Source organism: Bradyrhizobium sp. HKCCYLR20261 (assembly GCF_051168435.1).
GTDB lineage: Bacteria > Pseudomonadota > Alphaproteobacteria > Rhizobiales > Xanthobacteraceae > Bradyrhizobium.
Genome location: NZ_JBNPUZ010000013.1, coordinates 1 through 18,166, shown reverse-complemented (window position 1 = coordinate 18,166; position 18,166 = coordinate 1). Strand labels below are relative to the sequence as shown.

Annotated in this window: 16 protein-coding genes and 1 riboswitch; of the genes, 12 read left to right on the top strand and 4 right to left on the bottom strand. The window is 66.3% G+C overall.

Going from position 1 to position 18,166, the window contains the following annotated elements; all coding sequences use genetic code 11:
- Positions 1-25: 25 nt before the first annotated feature.
- On the bottom strand, positions 26-1,081 hold the full coding sequence (locus ACQR1L_RS25170) for a glycosyltransferase family 4 protein (RefSeq protein WP_434860747.1): 1,056 nt from the start codon (positions 1,079-1,081) through the stop codon (positions 26-28).
- 347 nt (positions 1,082-1,428) lie between these two features.
- On the opposite strand from ACQR1L_RS25170, the gene ACQR1L_RS25165 reads away from it, so the two are divergent.
- From ACQR1L_RS25165 to ACQR1L_RS25145, 5 genes are all read left to right on the top strand, one after another.
- Positions 1,429-2,127 (top strand): L,D-transpeptidase, encoded by a 699-nt coding sequence (locus ACQR1L_RS25165; protein ID WP_434860607.1) that lies wholly within the window; start codon positions 1,429-1,431, stop codon positions 2,125-2,127.
- A gap of 270 nt (positions 2,128-2,397) precedes the next feature.
- Positions 2,398-4,071 carry a DUF4403 family protein gene (locus ACQR1L_RS25160; RefSeq protein ID WP_434860606.1) on the top strand — a complete coding sequence of 558 codons (1,674 nt, stop codon included), beginning with the start codon at positions 2,398-2,400 and terminating at the stop codon, positions 4,069-4,071.
- A 208-nt stretch (positions 4,072-4,279) separates the two neighbouring features.
- Complete coding sequence (locus ACQR1L_RS25155) at positions 4,280-5,497, top strand: ABC transporter substrate-binding protein (protein ID WP_434860605.1); 1,218 nt, start codon at positions 4,280-4,282, stop codon at positions 5,495-5,497.
- Between the two features lie 466 nt (positions 5,498-5,963).
- Positions 5,964-6,704: a response regulator gene (locus tag ACQR1L_RS25150; RefSeq protein ID WP_434860604.1), complete on the top strand. Its 741-nt coding sequence runs from the start codon at positions 5,964-5,966 to the stop codon at positions 6,702-6,704.
- Between the two features lie 25 nt (positions 6,705-6,729).
- The gene (locus ACQR1L_RS25145; protein WP_434860746.1) at positions 6,730-8,094 is read left to right on the top strand and encodes an ATP-binding protein; all 1,365 of its coding nucleotides are present in this window, start codon (positions 6,730-6,732) and stop codon (positions 8,092-8,094) included.
- Positions 8,095-8,161: 67 nt separating this feature from the next.
- Here ACQR1L_RS25145 and ACQR1L_RS25140 read toward each other — a convergent pair whose 3' ends face one another.
- The 3 genes from ACQR1L_RS25140 to ACQR1L_RS25130 all read right to left on the bottom strand — a co-directional run bounded on the left by ACQR1L_RS25140 (position 8,162) and on the right by ACQR1L_RS25130 (position 11,090).
- On the bottom strand, positions 8,162-8,701 hold the full coding sequence (locus tag ACQR1L_RS25140) for a PRC-barrel domain-containing protein (protein WP_434860603.1): 540 nt from the start codon (positions 8,699-8,701) through the stop codon (positions 8,162-8,164).
- Between the two features lie 509 nt (positions 8,702-9,210).
- Positions 9,211-9,459, bottom strand: a complete 249-nt coding sequence (locus tag ACQR1L_RS25135) for a hypothetical protein (protein WP_434860602.1) — start codon at positions 9,457-9,459, stop codon at positions 9,211-9,213.
- 146 nt (positions 9,460-9,605) lie between these two features.
- Positions 9,606-11,090 (bottom strand): hypothetical protein, encoded by a 1,485-nt coding sequence (locus tag ACQR1L_RS25130; RefSeq protein ID WP_434860601.1) that lies wholly within the window; start codon positions 11,088-11,090, stop codon positions 9,606-9,608.
- Between the two features lie 216 nt (positions 11,091-11,306).
- On the opposite strand from ACQR1L_RS25130, the gene ACQR1L_RS25125 reads away from it, so the two are divergent.
- The 7 genes from ACQR1L_RS25125 to ACQR1L_RS25095 all read left to right on the top strand — a co-directional run.
- Positions 11,307-12,089, top strand: coding sequence for a transglycosylase SLT domain-containing protein (locus ACQR1L_RS25125; RefSeq protein WP_434860600.1), 783 nt, complete (start codon positions 11,307-11,309; stop codon positions 12,087-12,089).
- A gap of 78 nt (positions 12,090-12,167) precedes the next feature.
- A riboswitch (TPP riboswitch) is annotated at positions 12,168-12,278 on the top strand.
- Positions 12,266-13,279 (top strand): FAD-dependent oxidoreductase, encoded by a 1,014-nt coding sequence (locus ACQR1L_RS25120; RefSeq protein WP_434860599.1) that lies wholly within the window; start codon positions 12,266-12,268, stop codon positions 13,277-13,279. It overlaps the preceding riboswitch by 13 nt.
- Positions 13,270-13,467 (top strand): sulfur carrier protein ThiS, encoded by a 198-nt coding sequence (gene thiS / locus ACQR1L_RS25115; protein WP_434860598.1) that lies wholly within the window; start codon positions 13,270-13,272, stop codon positions 13,465-13,467. Before ACQR1L_RS25120 ends, thiS begins: the two co-directional genes overlap by 10 nt.
- Positions 13,468-13,783: 316 nt before the next feature.
- The gene (locus tag ACQR1L_RS25110) at positions 13,784-14,566 is read left to right on the top strand and encodes a thiazole synthase (RefSeq protein WP_434860597.1); all 783 of its coding nucleotides are present in this window, start codon (positions 13,784-13,786) and stop codon (positions 14,564-14,566) included.
- Complete coding sequence (locus ACQR1L_RS25105; RefSeq protein ID WP_434860596.1) at positions 14,553-15,161, top strand: thiamine phosphate synthase; 609 nt, start codon at positions 14,553-14,555, stop codon at positions 15,159-15,161. Before ACQR1L_RS25110 ends, ACQR1L_RS25105 begins: the two co-directional genes overlap by 14 nt.
- A 570-nt stretch (positions 15,162-15,731) precedes the next feature.
- The gene (gene thiC, locus ACQR1L_RS25100; RefSeq protein WP_434860595.1) at positions 15,732-17,633 is read left to right on the top strand and encodes a phosphomethylpyrimidine synthase ThiC; all 1,902 of its coding nucleotides are present in this window, start codon (positions 15,732-15,734) and stop codon (positions 17,631-17,633) included.
- 168 nt (positions 17,634-17,801) lie between these two features.
- The coding region (locus ACQR1L_RS25095) for a RidA family protein (protein WP_434860594.1) at positions 17,802-18,166 on the top strand (365 nt) is incomplete at its 3' end.

The window sequence follows — 18,166 nt, the reverse complement described above, 5'->3', positions numbered from 1 at the left end:
GAATGGAGTGACGCAAGATCAGCCGTCAGCCGCGCACGGCGCTCTGACCGGCCAGCACCGGCGCCGGACGAACGACGCGCGAGGGCTGCAGCACGGCCAGATTACCGATGAACTGACGCGCGCTGTTCTCCCAGGAACGGTCGAGAGCAAACGAGCGGCAATCCTCGCGCGACATCGTCAGCGCCTTCAGGCTGGCGGCGCGCAAATCCCAGTCGATCGCGCCGATCGGATGATCGGCGATGACGTCGAGCGGGCCGGTGACCGGAAACGCCGCGACCGGCGTGCCGCAGGCGAGCGATTCCAGCTGCACCACGCCGAAGGTGTCGGTCAGGCTGGGGAACACGAAGACATCGGCGGCCGCCATGTGCGCCGTCAGGTCCTTGCCCTTCTTCTCGCCGAGGAAGTGCGCATTCGGGAAGCGGCGCTCCAGTTCGGCCTTCGCCGGACCGTCGCCGACGACGACCTTCGAGCCCGGCAGATCCAGCGACAGGAATGCCTCGAGGTTCTTCTCGACCGCGACACGGCCCACGGACAGGAAGATCGGCCGTGGCAGATCGAGCGTTGCCGGCTCATCGGGATTGAACAGCTTGGTATCGACGCCGCGCGTCCAGAAGCCGAGCTTCTTGAAGCCGCGTCCCGCGAGCTCCTGCCGCAGCGAGTTGGTGGCGACCATGGTCATCGCGGCCGCGTCATGGAAGCGGCGCATCACCCAGTAGCCGACAGCATCGGGAATGCCGGTGCGCACAGAAACATATTCCGGGAAGCGCGTCGTGTAGGACGTCGTGAACGGCAGGCCGTGGCGCAGGCAGTAGCGCCGCACCGCCCAGCCGATCGTACCTTCGGTCGCGATGTGGATCGCGTCCGGCGCGGCCGCCTCGATGCGGCGGGCGATCTCGCTCGCTCTGGTGATCGCAAGCCGCAGGCCCGGATAGGTCGGCACGCCGAACGATGGAAAGCCTTCCGGCGTGAGGAAGGTGATGTCGGCACCCAGCCCCGCCGCGGCGCGCGACAAGGACGTCAGCGTGCGTACCACGCCATTGACCTGGGGGTGCCAGGCGTCGGTTGCGATTAAGATCCGCATAAGGCGATCCGGAAAGTTGCAGCGATTCTGAACGGCCGCAAATTCCGACATTGTTATTTCAGGCGTGTGACGTCATCGAACTGTCGAAGGCTCTTTTTGCCGCCGTCCACCATCTCCGCCGCGATCTCAACGCCAGCCTGTCGTGAAACCGTCATGAAACAAACGGTTAAGCCGACGAAACCGTTTTACTGAGAGCGCGCAAACGCACCGAAACTTTTCTCCCCTATCAGTTGCAGCATCAGGCGCGGATCAATGCGCCACAAGAAATGATGACAGGCAGCTGATTTCAACGACGCCGGCCGAACATGACGGCGGCGCATGGCAAGCGTTCAAACAAGGGGACGTCGATGTTCACGTCAGGAAAATTCCTTTCTCCATCTCGTATTCTGTTCGGCGCGCTGATCGCGGGCAGCATCGTCGCCGCCGCGCCGACACAGGCCGCCTCCCCGGCCCCGCTGCCGTTCCCCTTCCTGCTGCCGCCGCCGGTGTCCGCCTATGAGCCGCCCGCCTCTGCGCCGCAAATGACGACACCCGGCGATGACGAGGCGACGCCCTCAGAGTTGCCGGCACGGCTGCGCCGTCAGGTCGTGAGCTACGCCACCCGCGAGGCGGCCGGCACGATCGTGATCGATACGCCTAACAAGTATTTGTACTATGTGCTCGGCAACGGCCAGGCGATGCGCTACGGCATCGGCGTCGGCCGCGACGGCTTCACCTGGTCGGGCGTGCAGTCGGTGACCAAGAAGGCCGAGTGGCCGGACTGGACGCCGCCGCCGGAAATGATCGCGCGCCAGCCCTATCTGCCGCGCCACATGGCCGGCGGTCCCGGCAATCCGCTCGGCGCCCGCGCGATGTATCTCGGCGGCACCGTCTACCGCATCCACGGCACCAATGCGCCGGAGACGATCGGCACGCATGTGTCGTCGGGCTGCATCCGCCTGACCAACCAGGACGTGATCGACCTGTATTCCCGGGTCAATGTCGGCGCCAAGGTGATCGTGCTGCCGATGGAACGCCGCGCCGATCTCGGCCGCGCGTTCCGCTGATCGCAACCTGCCTCCCCTTTTCCTCCCCACGATCCTCCCTGACTGGACCGCCGCGGCCGACAGCCACGGCGGTCATTTCTTTGCGCGCGTCACGTCTTCGCGCTGATCCGGCCATTCACCTTCACGGCCGATTGATGATGCCGGACTTCAACGGGTGCTCTGGCGCGCCTCCGTCCAGCCCTGTAAACTCGATAATTCTGTATTAACCGCGATCCCGCCACGACCGGACCGTGCCCGGCCGTGCAGCCGCCGGAGCCCCCTGGACTCGACATGAACCTTCCGCCCCCGCGCACCGATTGGCAGGGCAAGCCTCATCCGCTCGCCCCAAGACCGCTGCAGAGACCGTTGCAGACACCGCAGCGGCCGTTGCAGCGGCCGCCACGGTGGTCGCCGCCGCGGCTGCGCATGGTGCTGATCGCGGCCGCCGGGCTCGCCGCGCTCGTCCTGATCGGCATCATCGTGGTGGAAGTGTTCCTGTACTCCGGCAAGACGCCGGCTCCGCCCGTCGCCGCGTTGCCACCGCTGCCGGCCGCGACGCGCAATTCCATCATCATGACCCCGGTGTCGATCTCGCTCGGCGCCATCCGCGACGCGGCCGAGAAGGCCACGCCGCGCAATTACGCCGGCAAGTCCGAGAACCCCGTGTCGCAGCTGCTGCAGAATGCCGATATCGGCTGGACCGTCTCGCGCGGGACGATCGCGGCCACCGGGACGCAGGACACGCTGTCGCTGGCCGCGCCGCTGTCGGGCCGGCTCAACGTCACCGGCTCGCTCTCGGCGAAGGCCACCGGCGCACTTGGTGACGCGCTCGGCGGCCTGCTCGGATCGGACGCGGCCAAGCAGATCGGCGGCATCAACATCAAGAACCTGAACGCCACCGCCGACATCAAGGGCAACGTCTTGATCGGGATGCGGCCGCGGCTCGCGGCGGCCTGGGCCGTCGAGCCGAACTTCACCGCGCAGGTCAATCTCGGCGATACCGCGCTGACGGTCGCCGGCGCCCGGGTGAACGTGCCCGCCCAGATGAAGCCGATCATCGACAAGACCGTGAACGAGCAGCTCGCCGCGCTGAGCGAGCGGCTGCGCAAGGATCCGACGATGCGCCGGGTCGCGCAGGCGCAATGGGCGCGCGCCTGCCGCTCGGTGCCCTTGCAGGGCTCCGCGCCGGGACTGCCGCCGGTGTGGCTCGAGGTCAAGCCGACACGCGCGCTGGCCGCGCAGCCGACGATCGACGTCAATGCCGTCACGGTGACGATGGGGATCGAGGCGGAGACGCGGGTCACGCCGGCCGAAACGAAGCCGGAATGCCCCTTCCCCGAGAAGATCACGATCATTCCGCCGACCACCGGCGGCATCAACGTCGCGGTCCCGATCGACGTGCCCTTTACCGAGCTCAGCAAGCTCGTGGATTCGCAGCTTACCGGGCGAACCTTCCCAGAGGACGGCTCCGGCCCGGTCGCGGTCACCGTCAAGCATGCGACTGTGATTCCCTCCGGCAACCGGCTGCTGATCTCGCTGCAGGTGAAGGGCACGGAAAAGGAAAGCTTCTTCGGCTTCGGCGCCGACGCGACGGTGCACATCTGGGGCCGCCCGATGGTCGATCAGGCGCAGCAGATCCTGCGCCTCGCCGATCTGCAGCTTGCCGTCGAATCCGACGCGGCCTTCGGCCTGCTCGGCGCCGCCGCGCGCGCCGCCGTGCCGCATCTGCAGCGCGCTTTGCTGGAACGATCGGTGGTCGATCTCAAGCCGTTCTCCGACAATGTCCGGGAGAAGATCGCCGCCGCCATTGCCGAGCTGCAGAAGAACGAGAACGGCATCCGCGTCGACACCGACATCAACAATCTCGCCCTCACCGACATCGCCTTCGACAGCAACGTGCTGCGCGTGATCGCCACCGCCGAGGGCACGCTGGCGGTGCGCGTCAATTCATTGCCGGGTCTGTAGCCGTTCACACGGCTGAACATTCCGTCATATGGCGTAGCCCGCAGATTCCCAGCGAATCACGAGTGGCCGCGCCGGGTTCCCGATTGGCGCACCCCGATGCGAGCTCGCGCCCTCCGCGCAACCGTCCCATGCGCAGCCCCGCTTTGCGCGGCCATATCAGGGCGGATAGAACTCCCGCACCAACAAACAATAATCTCGGGAGAGAGACATGAGACCTTCGGCGCAAGCCGCCGCTGCAGCCATCGCGCTCGCAGCCCTCTGCGGAACCGCATCTGCCCAGACGATCTCGGACGACGTCGTCAAGATCGGCGTGCTCACGGACATGTCGAGCCTCTATGCGGACGCCACCGGCAAGGGCTCGCTGGTCGCGGTGCAGATGGCGGTCGAGGACTACGGCGGCAAGGTCAAGGGCAAGAAGGTCGAGGTGGTCTCGGCCGATCACCAGAACAAGCCCGACGTCGGCGTCAACATTGCCCGCAACTGGTACGACAATGAGAAGGTGGATGCCATCTTTGACGTGCCGACCTCCTCGGTGGCGCTGCCGGTCTCGGCGCTGACGCGCGAGAAGAACAAGATCCACATCAACTCCGGTGGCGGCTCCTCCGACATCACCGGCGCGCAGTGCTCGCCCAACACGGTGCACTGGACCTACGACACTTATGCCCTGTCCAACGTCGCCGGCAAGGCGATGGTCAAGCGCGGCGAGGACACCTGGTTCTTCATCACCGCCGACTACGCCTTCGGCCAGGCCCTGGAGCGCGACGCGGCCAATGTCGTGAAGGAGGCCGGCGGCAAGGTGCTCGGCGACGTGCGCCATCCCCTGAACTCGTCCGACTTCTCCTCCTTCGTGCTGCAGGCCCAGGCGTCCAAGGCCAAGGTGGTGGGCCTCGCGAACGCCGGCGGCGACACGCAGAACGCGCTGAAGCAGGCCGCCGAGTTCGGCCTGGCGCAGAGCGGCCAGAAGATGATCGCGCTGCTGATGGAGATCACCGACGTGCATTCGCTCGGCATCAAGTCGACATCGGGCCTGATCGTCACCGACGCGTTCTACTGGGACATGAACGACGAGACCCGCGCCTTCTCCAAGCGCTTCAACGAGAAGGTCGGCCACATGCCGACGATGATCCAGGCGGGGCTGTATTCGGCCACGACGCATTATCTAAAGGCCATCGAGGCGATCGGGACCGACGAGGCGCCCAAGGTGATGGCGCAGATGCGCGCGATGCCGGTGAACGACTTCTTCGCCAAGAACGGCAAGATCCGCATCGACGGCCGCATGGTGCACGACATGTATCTGTTCGAGGTCAAGAAGCCGGAGGAATCGAAGGGCGACTGGGACCTCTACAAGCTGATCGCCACCGTCCCGGGCGACGAGGCCTTCCGTCCGCTCGACAAGGGCGGCTGCCCGCTGGTGAAGTCGAACTGATACGACGCGGCAACGGCGGTCTGCTCCCTCTCCCCGTCCTTCACGGGGAGAGGGTCGGGGTGAGGGGCAGCCACACGGGCAGAGTGAAGTTGGTAGCACTTCTCCATGGTCGTCAACGCGAGTGTTCGACGCCATAGCTACTCAAAGCTCGTTCGTGACGATTCCCGTATACTGATCCACTTCCCGTGCCGCTGCCCCTCACCCCAGCCCTCTCCCCGTGAAGAACGGGGAGAGGGAGCGCAGCGTGGCTCGGAGCGGCGGTTCAGCTTTACACCACGAGCCGGTAGTCCGGTGTCGTCAGCCCCACCGTGGCACCTCTCCGTCTGCTCAGGGGCTTGACGCCTCGGCATCAAAGCGCGACAGCGTGCCCAACGGTAGTCGCGCCCTGCTCGACGGCGCGTTGCCAGGAAACATTACGTAACAAAAAAAATCGCAAATCGCCGCGATTCTAGGTCACTTGATCGGCATGGCCCAGACACAACCCCACATCCTGGTCGTCGAGGACGACCGCGAGACGCGGACGCTGATCGCGAAATATCTGCGCAACAATGCCTGCAACGTCACCACCGCGACCGACGGCCGCGAGATGACCCGCATCATGGGCGACCATCGCGTCGACCTGCTGATCCTCGACGTGATGCTGCCCGGCGAGGACGGCCTCACGCTGTGCCGCAAGCTGCGCGCGGAATCGCAGGTGCCGATCATCATGCTGACCGCGCGCGGCGAGGACGTCGACCGCATTCTCGGTCTCGAAATGGGCGCAGACGACTATCTGCCGAAACCGTTCAACCCGCGCGAGCTGCTCGCCCGCATCAATGCGGTGCTGCGCCGGCAGGCCGCGGCGATGACCGCGAGCGCGACCGAAGGCGCCACCGCCCTGAGCTTTCTCGGCTGGCGCATCGACTTCCGGCTGCGCGAGCTGCGCAATCCCGAGGGCGCGCGCGTCGCGATGACCAGCGCCGAGTTCGACCTGCTGCGCACCTTCTGCGAACGGCCCGGCCGCGTGCTGTCGCGCGACAGCCTGCTCGACCTGACGCAGGGCCGCAATGCCGGCTCTTTCGAGCGCTCGATCGACGTGCTGGTCAGCCGCATTCGCCGCAAGATCGAGCCGGATCCCCAGGAGGCCACGATGATTAAGACCGTGCGCTCCGGCGGCTACATGTTCACGCCCGTGGTCGAGGTGGTGACCGGCCCGCAAAGCCATTGATGGTACGTATCGGGTAGCTGTCGTGATGATGTCGTTCGGCTTTCTCAACCTGAAGGGCATCCGCGGCCAGATCACGGCGCTGGTGGCGATCTCGATCGTCACGCTGCATGCGATCATCACCGCCTCGTTCCTGATCTATCGCGCCGACCAGCCGGAGAACGAGAACGAGGCCGGACCGTTTCAGCTTGCGACCGTGGTTCATGTGCTCGGGCGCGCCGAAGCGTCCGACCGCGCGCATCTGATCAGCGACATCACCCGGGCCTACCCTGAGTTCGATCTCAAGCCTTATGCCGGCCCGCCGCCGGACTTCGGACCGCGCCCTGACGAGCGCGGGCCCGAGGCACGCGGAGGGCGCGAGGGCGGACCGGGATTCGGCGGCTTTCGTGGGTTAGGCCCGGGCTATCGCATCTACATGCCACCGCCGGGATCGCCCGGGCGACAGGTGGTGTTCGCCCTGCCCGATGGCGGCATGATCTCGGCGAAGATGCCTGAGCGGCCGCGCCGGCCGCCGTTCTGGGGGGCGCCGTGGCTGACGACGATCCTGTTCGCCTTCATCAGCATCACGCTGCTCGGAGTGTGGGCCGCACGCGCGCTGACATCGCCGCTGTCCGTGTTCGCCAGGGCGGCCGAGACGTTCAGCCTCGACGGCGATGCACCGGCCCTGCCCGAGCGCGGACCGGAGGAGATCCGCTCGCTTGCCCGCGCGCTCAACCGGATGCGCCAGCGCATCACCGCGCTGATGAACGACCGCACCAAGATGCTGGCTGCGATCAGCCACGATCTGCGCACGCCGCTCACGCGCATGCGGCTGCGCTGCGAGTTCGTCGAGGACGAGCTGCAGCGCAGCCGCATGCTCGCCGATCTCGATCAGATGCATTCGATGCTGGGCTCCGTGCTGTCGTTCCTGCGCAACGGGCGCAAGCTTGAGCCGATGACCCTGGTGGATGTCGCCAGCATCCTGCAGCTGGTCGCCGATCAATTCGCCGATGTCGGGCAGAACGTCAGCTATGCCGGACCCCCGCATGCCATGGCGACGGTGCGTCCCGACGACCTGATGCGCTCGATCACCAACCTGGTGGAGAATGCCGTGAGGTATGGCCAGCAGACGGTCGTGCGGCTCACGGTCTCGGGCAAGCATCTCACCATCGATGTCGAGGATGACGGACCGGGAATCGCGGACGCGCTGAAGGCGGACATGCTCGAGCCTTTCGTGCGCGGCGATCATGCCCGCAACATGGACGAGGCCACCGGCTTCGGATTGGGATTGTCGATCGCCAAGGCGATCGTTCAGGCGCATGGCGGCGAGCTGTCGCTGCATGATCGCAAACCGTGCGGCCTGATCGCGCGCATCAAGCTGCCGCAAGGCGAGACGACGCTTCGCGCCGCCTGATCATATGCGAACGCGCCCGGACGAACCGGGCGCGCTGCACATCAACTGATAGACCCGAACGCCGAGATTACTCCGAGTACTTGAACTCGGGCATCGACTTCAGCTGGTCCTTGGTGGCGTTGATCATCGCGTGGTCGGGATACCAGCGGCTCTTCGACGAGCTCATCGAGGACGACGACGAGGTGCCGGTGGCGGCGCCGGTCGTGGTGGTCGAGGCCGGCGGCGTGGTCGCCGTCGTGCCCGTAGCCGGAGCGTTGGAAGCCGTGCTCGCCTGCACCGGCTGATCCGAGAACTTGATCTGATCGAACGAGACGGCGACGAGGTGCTCGCCCATGCCGAGGAAGCCGCCGACGCCGATCACGACGCCCTTCACCGCGCCGCTCTTGTCGACGAGCATGTCGTCGATCGAGCCGACGTTCTCGTTGTTGTTGTTGTAGACCTTCACGCCGATCAGCTTCGAGCCGCGCCAGTCACCCGCATAGGAGGCAGCGGTGGTGTCGCTCTTGATCGTGGTGCTGGTGGTGGTCGTGGTGCTCTCGGCAGCAAACGCCGCGGTCGCGAGCAGCAGGGAACCGGCGAGGCCGGCCGCAACAGTCTTCATCACCATGTGGTGTCTCCTCTCAGTGTGAATGGTGACGAGAGAACGGCAACGGACAGTCCGCGTTCCCAGGGAACCGCGATTTCGTCACGATCGCGACAAGCGGTCCCATCGCGGGCGGGGGAGTGTTACGGAGTGACGGTTCTGAGATGGGGAGGATGAGGCTGAGGGAAAGAAACTACGAAGCGCAATCATGGAAACCGCCGCTCACTGCACGGACGGTGGGCTCCCTCTCCCCGTCCTTCACGGGGAGAGGGTCGGGGTGAGGGGCAGCGGCACGGGTGGTGCAATCTCCGAGCAAAGACTGCTGGCGATGAAGCTGGGAAGATCGCATCTTGAGATGCGATCTCATCGCGCAGACTCTGCTCCACTCACTCAGTCTGCCCGTGCCGCTGCCCCTCACCCCGCCCCTCTCCCCGTGAAGGACGGGGAGAGGGAGCGCACCGCCGTTGCTGTGGCAGCTTGCGCATCTCAGAGAGGATTCAAGCATTCAGCCAGATCGCGGCGCATCCAGCTAACTACGCCGCCAGCGCGCCGTCCTCGTCGACCGCCTCGGCATAGAACGCGATCGTCTCGTAGCGATAATCACACAACCGGCAGTGCCACAGAAACGCAGTCCGCCGGCCATCCTTCTCGACCCAGGTCGGAAGCGCGATCGGCTCGGCGCATTGGGCGCAGGGATTGTTGCGCGGCAGGTCGAGCACGCGCATCGGCGACCGGCTGTCAACAATGTCACGGAATTGGATGTCGGCTGCCTTCACGGCCATGACGCGCTCCCTCTCTGTTCTGTTTTGAATGAGTCAGGCTTGCTGTCGAACTGACCGAGAGAGAATAGCCGCACGGCTGTTGATTTGCACGTGCCCGGATGCCGCGCGACATCCGACCTCACGCAAATTCGATCAAATTGTCTGCTTCAATTCCCGCGACTCTGGACCGCCGGTTCCACGACGTGCCTGGCGCCCGGCTTGCGCAGGTGGATGGTGGCGATGTCGTCGGCATAGACCTTCTGCCAGCCGTCGACGTGATCCAGCAGCTTGGTCGCCGCGCTCTGCGTCCGCAGCAGGGTCGCCTCGATGTCGTAGTCCTTGAGCAGGCGGAACAGATTGTCCGGCTCCATCAGGCCCGACGCCGCATTGTGATCGACGAAGAACTTTTCGCCATAGAGCTCGGTGCGGCCGTCGATGAACGGCGCCACCCCGGTTGAAATCAGATAGCCGCCGAAATCGTAGTCGTTGAGAACCCTGGTCAGATTGAGCTTCTTCAGTTCGGTCACCGCCGCAACCGGCGTGCCGCGCATGTTCGGCGCGTAGCTGAGCATCGACATCGACGCAATGGTGCCGGCGCCCAGCGCCAGCACGACGGCGGCGGCGAGCGCGCGCGGACTTCCCGCCACGGGCGGAACGGGCGCTGTCCCCGAAAAGCGCGCCAGCGGCGCCGCGATCACCAGCGGACCGACGAGGGCGAGGATTTCCGCCGCCCGCGCCTGTGCCAGCGCCATGTGCAACAGGCCGAGCAGCATCAGGATGCGCACCGGCGGCAGCGTGAAGCCGTGGAGCAGCGCGAAGCCGATCGCGATCAGCAGGCAGATCTCGAACGGGCCGAGGCCCTGGAAATCCGCCGCCTTCCATTCGACGATCAAGGGCAGCGCCTGCCCCAGCGACAGGATCTTTTGCGAGGCCAGCAGCGCGTTCCAGCCGTAGGGCGTGCACCAGCTCGCGACCAGCGCCAGCGCCGCGAACAGCGCCCAGCGCAAGGCGAGGCGGCGTCTGGCCGAGGCGTCCGCGTTGACGAGCGCATCGAGCGCGGCGGGCGCAATGAAGAACAGGCCGAACACGAAGCCGCCGTGGAGATTGGCCCACAGCGCAATCAGCAGCACCAGCGCGAATGGCGGCGCCTGCTTGCGGTCGGCCGCGTCGATCAGTCCGCCGATCCAGGCCACCAGAATCGGAAACGCCAGCACATGCGGCCGCGCCAGCAGATGCGGCAGGCAGAGCAGGAACGCCGCGACGACGAAGACGAGCGTCGTGCTGTCGCGCAGATGGCGGCTCAGCATGCGCGCGAACAGCGCGAACGCCAGCGCGATGGCCGCCGCCGCCAGCACCACCGGCCCGGTCCAGCCGGCGATCCGACAGGCCGCGGCAAAGGCGACCTGCGCCAGCCATTGCGTCGACATCCAGGGCGCGCCGCGCATGGTGAAGGAATAGACGTCGACCTCGGGCACCGCGCGCTGATCGATGATCCACTGCCCCACCGTGATCTGCCACAGCGTGTCGGGATCGTTGAGCAGCCGGTTGCCGGAGATCAGCAGCAGCGCATAGACGGCGGCGCCGACCCACAGCGCAAGCTGCGCCTGCGCGCGTCCGGCGCTCGCATCTGTATGGGTGACGGACAGCGTCATCGCGGTGGGTCCTGGCTGGAGACGGCTCCACCCAACCATGCCCCGGCATAATTCGGGGTAAACCGGAGCCGCCATGCTTCCGGCGCACCCGGGCGCAGCGCCCGATTTTCGCCACAATATTGCCCGGCGTTTGCGCCAATTACGGTGTGCAAAGGGTTAAACGTGTGCCGAGGGGGCTGCTTCGGCACGCGCACGGTTCCCGGGGGATCCTGAGTCATGAAACGTCTTGTGCTGACGGCCTGCCTCGCAGGCTTCGCGATGCTCGGTCACGCGCCGCTTGCAACGGCCGCCGAGGAGACGGACAGCGCCAGCAAGGCAAAAGCGGGCAAGATCAAGCTGGCCCATGTCCGCGCCGACAGCATCAAGGATCTGGCCGCGCGCGGCGCGGTCACCCGGACCGCGCGCGAGGTCGAGGCGATCGAGGCCGTCAGCGGCGCCGACACGACGAATCCGGTCGATGCCAACGCTTCGGCACAGCCGGCCGAGGTCGAGGCCGCGCCGGACGCGCCCGCCCCCGAGCGCGAGGCCGACCGCAAGGCGGCCGAGGCCAAGCCGAAGCACATGAATACCGGCCATCCGCATATCGACGCGCTGGTTGCCGTGCACGCCGCCGCCAACAACATTCCGGAAACGCTGATCCACCGCGTGATCGTGCGCGAGAGCAAATATCAGCCGAATCTGGTCGGCCGCTGCGGCTGCATTGGCCTGATGCAGATCAAGCTCGGGACCGCGCGCGGGCTCGGCTATACCGGCGATGCCGCGGGCCTGCACGATCCCAACACCAACCTCACCTATGGCGTGCGCTACCTCGCCGGCGCCTACCGCGCCGCCCGCGGCGACCACGACCGCGCCGTGGCGTTTTTCGCCAAGGGCTACTACGAGGAGGCCAAGCGGCAGCGCCTCGCCGATGCCCGCCCCGCCGGCCGGCCGGAGCGCGTCAGCGCACCGCTCGACATCACGCCGAAGATCGAGAGCCGCCGGCACGCCCGCGCGCACTGACGGCGTTTCGTTCCTATCCACCCACCACAGTCTTTCCGTGACACTCCGTTGACACCGGGGCGTATCGGTCTATTTTAAACGCGTTCCGAGGGGAGCTCCGAGGGGGAGCTGAGATACCGCACGTGATGCGGTGACCCTTTGAACCTGATCCGGGTCATGCCGGCGAAGGGACAGGGATGCAGCAGACAACGACCCGCGGGGATCGTCCCGTATCCATCATCGGCGCCGGTATTGCGGGTGCCTGGCAGGCACTGCTGTTCGCACGCGCCGGCCACGCCGTCACCTTGCACGAGCGCAGCGACGCCGCGCTGATGCTCTCCACCAGCCATTGGGCCGGCGGCATGCTGGCGCCCTATTGCGAGAGCGAAGTCTCGGAGCCCATCATCAGCCGCCTCGGCCTCGCCTCGCTCGACATCTGGCGGCGCGAGATGCCGGAGACGCCGTTCAACGGCTCGCTGGTGATCGCGCATGCCCGCGACCGCGCCGATTACGACCGCTTCGCCCGCCGCACCTCGGGCTATCAGCGGCTCGATGCGGCCGCGCTCGCGGAGCTGGAGCCGTCGCTGGAGGGTCGCTTTCGCGAGGGTCTGTTCTATCCGACCGAGGGCCATGTCGAGCCGCGCCGCGTGCTGCCGAAGCTGCACCAGCGGATCGTCGAGGCCGGCGGCCGCGTGCTGTTCAACAGCAATGTCAGCGCCGATGACCTCGATGGCCTCGTGATCGACTGCCGCGGGCTGGAGGCGCGCGACGCCGAGCCGGAGCTGCGCGGCGTCAAGGGCGAGATGATCCTGATCGAGACCGCCGAGGTGCAGCTCGCGCGCCCGGTGCGGCTGATGCATCCGCGCTTCCCGCTGTATCTCATTCCACGCGAGGACAATCTGTTCATGCTGGGGGCAACCTCGCTCGAGGCCGAGGATACCGGCGTCAGCTTGCGCTCGGCGCTGGAATTGCTGGGTGCCGCCTACTCCGTGCATCCGGCGTTCGGCGAGGCGCGCATCCTCGAATTTGGCTCGGGCCTGCGGCCGGCCTATCCCGACAATCTGCCGCGCATCACGGTCAAGAGCGAGCGCGAGATCCGCGTCAACGGGCTCTATCGCCACGGCTTCCTGATCGCACCGAGCCTGGCGCAAGCGACGTTGAATTATGTGGAGCGCGGCCAGATCGACAACGAGGTGATGCGATGCGCGTGATGGTCAATGGCGAGGCCCGCGACATCAATTCCACCGACGTCGCGGCGCTGCTGTCGGAGCTCGACTACGAGGGCACGCATTTCGCGATCGCGCTGAACTACGATGTCGTGCCGAGGAGCCGCTGGTCGGAGACGGCGCTGAAGGCCGGCGACGAGATCGAGATCATCACGCCCCGGCAGGGAGGGTGATGATGCTGATGGAGCAATCGCTCGCGCCTCACACTCCGCCGTCGTCCCGGCGGACGGCGGGACCCATAGCCACCGTCGGCCGTGGTGGTACTCGATCTCTTCAAGCGTGCCCCCATGCGACATCACGCGGTATGGGTCCCGGCGTTCGCCGGGACGACGTGGGGAGACCGTATGCGCACCACCCACAGCCGTCGTCGCCCGGCTTGACCGGGCGATCCAGTACGCCGCGGCCCCTCGGCTCATCACGACCGCCTCTGGAATACTGGATCCCCGCTTTCGCGGGGATGACAGTGTCATTCGGGGAGAGACCATTCCCATGCTGAAATTCTACGACAAGACTGTCACCTCCCGCCTGCTGATCGGCACCGCGCTGTATCCCTCGCCCGCGATCATGCAGGATGCGATCCGCGCCTCCGGCGCGGAGATCGTCACCGTGTCGCTGCGGCGTGAAGCCGCCGGCGGCAAGACGGGCGATGCGTTCTGGAAGCTGATCAATGAGCTGAACGTCACGGTGCTGCCGAACACCGCCGGCTGCCGCAGCGTGCGCGAGGCGGTCACCACGGCCAAGCTCGCGCGCGAATTGTTCGGCACGTCCTGGATCAAGCTCGAGGTCATCGGCGACAACGACACCTTGCAGCCCGACGTGGTCGGCCTGGTCGAGGCCGCCACCACCCTGATCAAGGACGGCTTTGATGTCTTCCCCTATTGCACCGAGGATCTGACCGTCGCGACGCGCCTGGTCGATGCCGGCTGCAAGGTGGTGATGCCCTGGGCCGCGCCGATCGGCAGCGCCAAAGGAATCATAAATCGCGACGCGCTCAAGCTGCTGCGTGACCGCCTGCCCGACATCACGCTCGTCGTCGACGCCGGCCTCGGCGCGCCCTCGCATGCGGCGGAGGCGCTGGAGCTCGGCTATGACGCCGTGTTGCTCAACACCGCGATCGCCAAGGCCGCCGACCCGGTGGCGATGGCGCGTGCCTTCAAGCTCGGCGTCGAGTCCGGCCGCACCGCCTACGAGGCCGGGCTGATGGACGCCCGCGATTTCGCCTCGCCCTCCACCCCTGTCGTTGGGACCCCGTTCTGGCATGCCGTATCCTGATCGCTTCTATCCCGTCGTCGACAGCCTCGCCTGGGTCGAGCGCCTGACAAAGCTGGGCGTCGGCACCGTGCAATTGCGCGCGAAGAATCTCGACGACGGCCAGGCGCTGCAGATCGTCACCGACGCGCTCGCCATCACCAGGGGCACCGCGACCAAGCTGATCGTCAACGACTACTGGCGCGCCGCCATCGTCGCGGGAGCCGCGCACGTCCATCTCGGCCAGGAGGATCTGGCGGAAGCGGATGTGAAGGCGATCAAGGAGGCCGGCCTGACGCTCGGCCTGTCGACCCATGACGATGCCGAGCTGGAGACCGCGCTCGCCGCCAAGCCCGACTACGTCGCGCTCGGCCCGATCTTCCCGACCACGCTCAAGGCGATGCGCTTCGCACCGCAAGGCATCCCGAAGATCAGCATGTGGAAGCAGCGCGTCGGCGATATTCCACTGGTCGCGATCGGCGGCATTAAGCTGGAGCAGGCGGCGGAGATTTTTGCTGCCGGCGCAGACTCGATCGCGGTCGTCAGCGACGTCACGCAGAATGCCGATCCGGACGCAAGAGTGCGCGCGTGGCTCGATGCGGCGAAGGAGCCGGCGTGATGCGCCCAGCATTTGCGAATGCGTCTGACAGCGAGTGGGCCCCGCTTCCTCCCCGAGAGAGGTCGTTCCCTCCCCCCTTGTGGGGGAGGGCCAGGGAGGGGGGTGGCTCCGGGGTCGGTGGGTGTGGCTTACCCCCCTCCCCAACCCTCCCCCACAAGGGGGGAGGGAGCCTGAACAGGGTGCGTCCCTCACGGCCTCGAGCTCTCTTTCGAAATGAGCCTCGAACAGACATGCTTGCCGACTTTGCGATCACACCTGCCTGTTGTCGCACGAGCGCACAGCCAGGAACGCGGTGCGCCCCCCTCCCCCTTGCGGGGAGGGGTTGGGGGTGGGGGTCCACGCGCTCTGCTCTCAGCGTGAGGTCACATCCACTCCGCGGTTTCAACCACGCGCTCACTTATCAGCACCGAACTCCGTGCACCCCCACCCCCGACCCCTCCCCGCAAGGGGGAGGGGAGCGCACTGCGCATGCCGCGACATATCGCTCCAACACGCCCTACTCCCACGCATCCCCTCTGAACTCCGCGCCAGCGTTCGGCCCGGCCGACAACAATTGACCAGGAGGATCCCATGAACATCCGCTCCAATCCCGACACCACCCTGCCCGCCGTCACCACCGGCCCGCTGCCGTCCTCGCGCAAGATCTACGCGACGCCTGCCTCCGCGCCCGACCTCCGCGTACCCCTGCGCGAGATCATCCTGTCGGAAGCCGCCTCCGAGCCGAACCTGCCGGTCTACGACACCTCCGGCCCCTACACCGATCCCACTGTGACGATCGACGTCAACGCCGGCCTGCCGCGCAACCGCACCGCCTGGGTCAAGGAGCGCGGCGGCGTCGAGGAATATGTCGGCCGCGACATCAAGCCGGAGGACAATGGCAATGTCGGCGCCGACAAGGCGGCGAAGGCGTTCACCGCGCATCACAAGCCGCTCCGCGGCCTCGACGGCCACAAGATCACCCAGCTCGAATTCGCCCGCGCCGGGATCGTCACCAAGGAGATGATCTACGTCGCCGAGCGCGAGAATCTCGGCCGCAAGCAGCAGCTCGAGCGCGCCGAAGCCGCGCTCGCCGACGGCGAGAGCTTCGGCGCCGCCGTCCCTGCCTTCATCACGCCGGAGTTCGTCCGCGACGAGATCGCGCGCGGCCGCGCCATCATTCCCTGCAACATCAACCATGCCGAGCTGGAGCCGATGATCATCGGCCGCAACTTCCTCACCAAGATCAACGCCAATATCGGCAACTCGGCGGTGACCTCCTCGGTGGAAGAGGAAGTGGACAAGATGGTGTGGGCGATCCGCTGGGGCGCCGACACCGTGATGGACCTCTCCACCGGCCGCAACATCCACACCACCCGGGAATGGATCCTGCGCAACTCGCCAGTGCCGATCGGCACCGTGCCGATCTACCAGGCGCTGGAAAAGTGCAACGGCGATCCGGTCGCGCTGACCTGGGAGCTCTACAAGGACACGCTGATCGAGCAGTGCGAGCAGGGCGTCGACTACTTCACCATCCACGCCGGCGTGCGGCTGCAATACATCCACCTCACCGCGTCGCGCGTCACCGGCATCGTCAGCCGCGGCGGCTCGATCATGGCCAAGTGGTGCCTCGCGCATCACAAGGAGAGCTTCCTCTACACCCATTTCGACGAGATCTGCGACATCATGCGCAAGTATGACGTCTCGTTCTCGCTCGGCGACGGCCTGCGCCCCGGCTCGATTGCCGATGCCAACGACCGCGCCCAGTTCGCCGAGCTGGAGACGTTGGGCGAGCTCACGAAGATCGCCTGGGACAAGGGCTGCCAGGTCATGATCGAGGGCCCCGGCCACGTGCCGATGCACAAGATCAAGATCAACATGGACAAGCAGCTCAAGGAGTGCGGCGAGGCGCCGTTCTACACCTTGGGGCCGCTGACCACCGACATCGCGCCGGGCTACGACCACATCACCTCGGGGATCGGCGCGGCCATGATCGGCTGGTTCGGCTGCGCGATGCTGTGCTACGTGACACCGAAGGAGCATCTCGGCCTGCCCGACCGCAACGACGTCAAGACCGGCGTCATCACCTACAAGATCGCCGCCCACGCCGCCGATCTTGCCAAGGGCCACCCCGCAGCCCAACTGCGCGACGACGCCCTCTCCCGCGCCCGCTTCGAGTTCCGCTGGACCGACCAGTTCAACCTCGGCCTCGACCCGGACACCGCCAAGAGCTTCCACGACGAGACGCTGCCGAAGGAAGCCCACAAGGTCGCGCATTTCTGCTCGATGTGCGGCCCGAAATTCTGCTCGATGAAGATCACCCAGGACGTCCGCGACTACGCCGCGACCTTGAACGATCCGGCCACGGTCGGCATGACCATCAGCGGCACCATCGAGGACGGCATGGCCCAGATGAGCGCCAAGTTCAAGGAAATGGGCGGCAGCGTGTATCTCGACGCGGCGAAGGTGAAGGAGAGCAACAAGGCGTTGTCCTGACGCCCGCTCCGCTCTCACCATTGTCATGGCCGGGCTTGACCCGGCCATCCATCAAAGCCGGGCGAAAGCCCGGTTTTTTTGTATGATCGACCCGAGAGCCTACGCTCCAAAGACATATCAAAACGACTGGTCTTCATCATCTCAGCTCCCCCTCTCGATGGAGGTTCAATGCCCATCCACCACATCCCCGCCCCACCGCACATCAAAGCCCCGCCGCTCTCCTTCGGCACCCGCGTCGGCGACCTCCTCTTCATCTCCGGCACTCCCGGCTTCGACGCCGACGGCAACCTGCCCGATGAGTTCGAGGCGCAATTCGCCAACGTCGTGACCAACTTCACGCGCGTGCTGACCGAGGGCGGCGCCTCTCTTCGCGATGTCGTCAAGGTCAACGTGCTGCTGACGCGCGCGGCCGATGTAGCTGTCATGAACCGGCTCTATGCCGCGGCGTTCGGGCCGGCGCCGTATCCGGCGCGGACGACGTGCGTGGTGGTGGCGCTGCCGGATCCGAAGATGCTGATCGAGATCGAGGGCGT

Bases quoted from the DNA above. Each gene is read 5' to 3' on its own strand.
- ACQR1L_RS25170 (WP_434860747.1), bottom strand. From the start codon at position 1,081: ATGCGGATCTTAATCGCAACCGACGCCTGGCACCCCCAGGTCAATGGC.
- ACQR1L_RS25165 (WP_434860607.1), top strand. From the start codon at position 1,429: ATGTTCACGTCAGGAAAATTCCTTTCTCCATCTCGTATTCTGTTCGGC.
- ACQR1L_RS25160 (WP_434860606.1), top strand. From the start codon at position 2,398: ATGAACCTTCCGCCCCCGCGCACCGATTGGCAGGGCAAGCCTCATCCG.
- ACQR1L_RS25155 (WP_434860605.1), top strand. From the start codon at position 4,280: ATGAGACCTTCGGCGCAAGCCGCCGCTGCAGCCATCGCGCTCGCAGCC.
- ACQR1L_RS25150 (WP_434860604.1), top strand. From the start codon at position 5,964: ATGGCCCAGACACAACCCCACATCCTGGTCGTCGAGGACGACCGCGAG.
- ACQR1L_RS25145 (WP_434860746.1), top strand. From the start codon at position 6,730: ATGATGTCGTTCGGCTTTCTCAACCTGAAGGGCATCCGCGGCCAGATC.
- ACQR1L_RS25140 (WP_434860603.1), bottom strand. From the start codon at position 8,701: ATGGTGATGAAGACTGTTGCGGCCGGCCTCGCCGGTTCCCTGCTGCTC.
- ACQR1L_RS25135 (WP_434860602.1), bottom strand. From the start codon at position 9,459: ATGGCCGTGAAGGCAGCCGACATCCAATTCCGTGACATTGTTGACAGC.
- ACQR1L_RS25130 (WP_434860601.1), bottom strand. From the start codon at position 11,090: ATGACGCTGTCCGTCACCCATACAGATGCGAGCGCCGGACGCGCGCAG.
- ACQR1L_RS25125 (WP_434860600.1), top strand. From the start codon at position 11,307: ATGAAACGTCTTGTGCTGACGGCCTGCCTCGCAGGCTTCGCGATGCTC.
- ACQR1L_RS25120 (WP_434860599.1), top strand. From the start codon at position 12,266: ATGCAGCAGACAACGACCCGCGGGGATCGTCCCGTATCCATCATCGGC.
- thiS (WP_434860598.1), top strand. From the start codon at position 13,270: ATGCGCGTGATGGTCAATGGCGAGGCCCGCGACATCAATTCCACCGAC.
- ACQR1L_RS25110 (WP_434860597.1), top strand. From the start codon at position 13,784: ATGCTGAAATTCTACGACAAGACTGTCACCTCCCGCCTGCTGATCGGC.
- ACQR1L_RS25105 (WP_434860596.1), top strand. From the start codon at position 14,553: ATGCCGTATCCTGATCGCTTCTATCCCGTCGTCGACAGCCTCGCCTGG.
- thiC (WP_434860595.1), top strand. From the start codon at position 15,732: ATGAACATCCGCTCCAATCCCGACACCACCCTGCCCGCCGTCACCACC.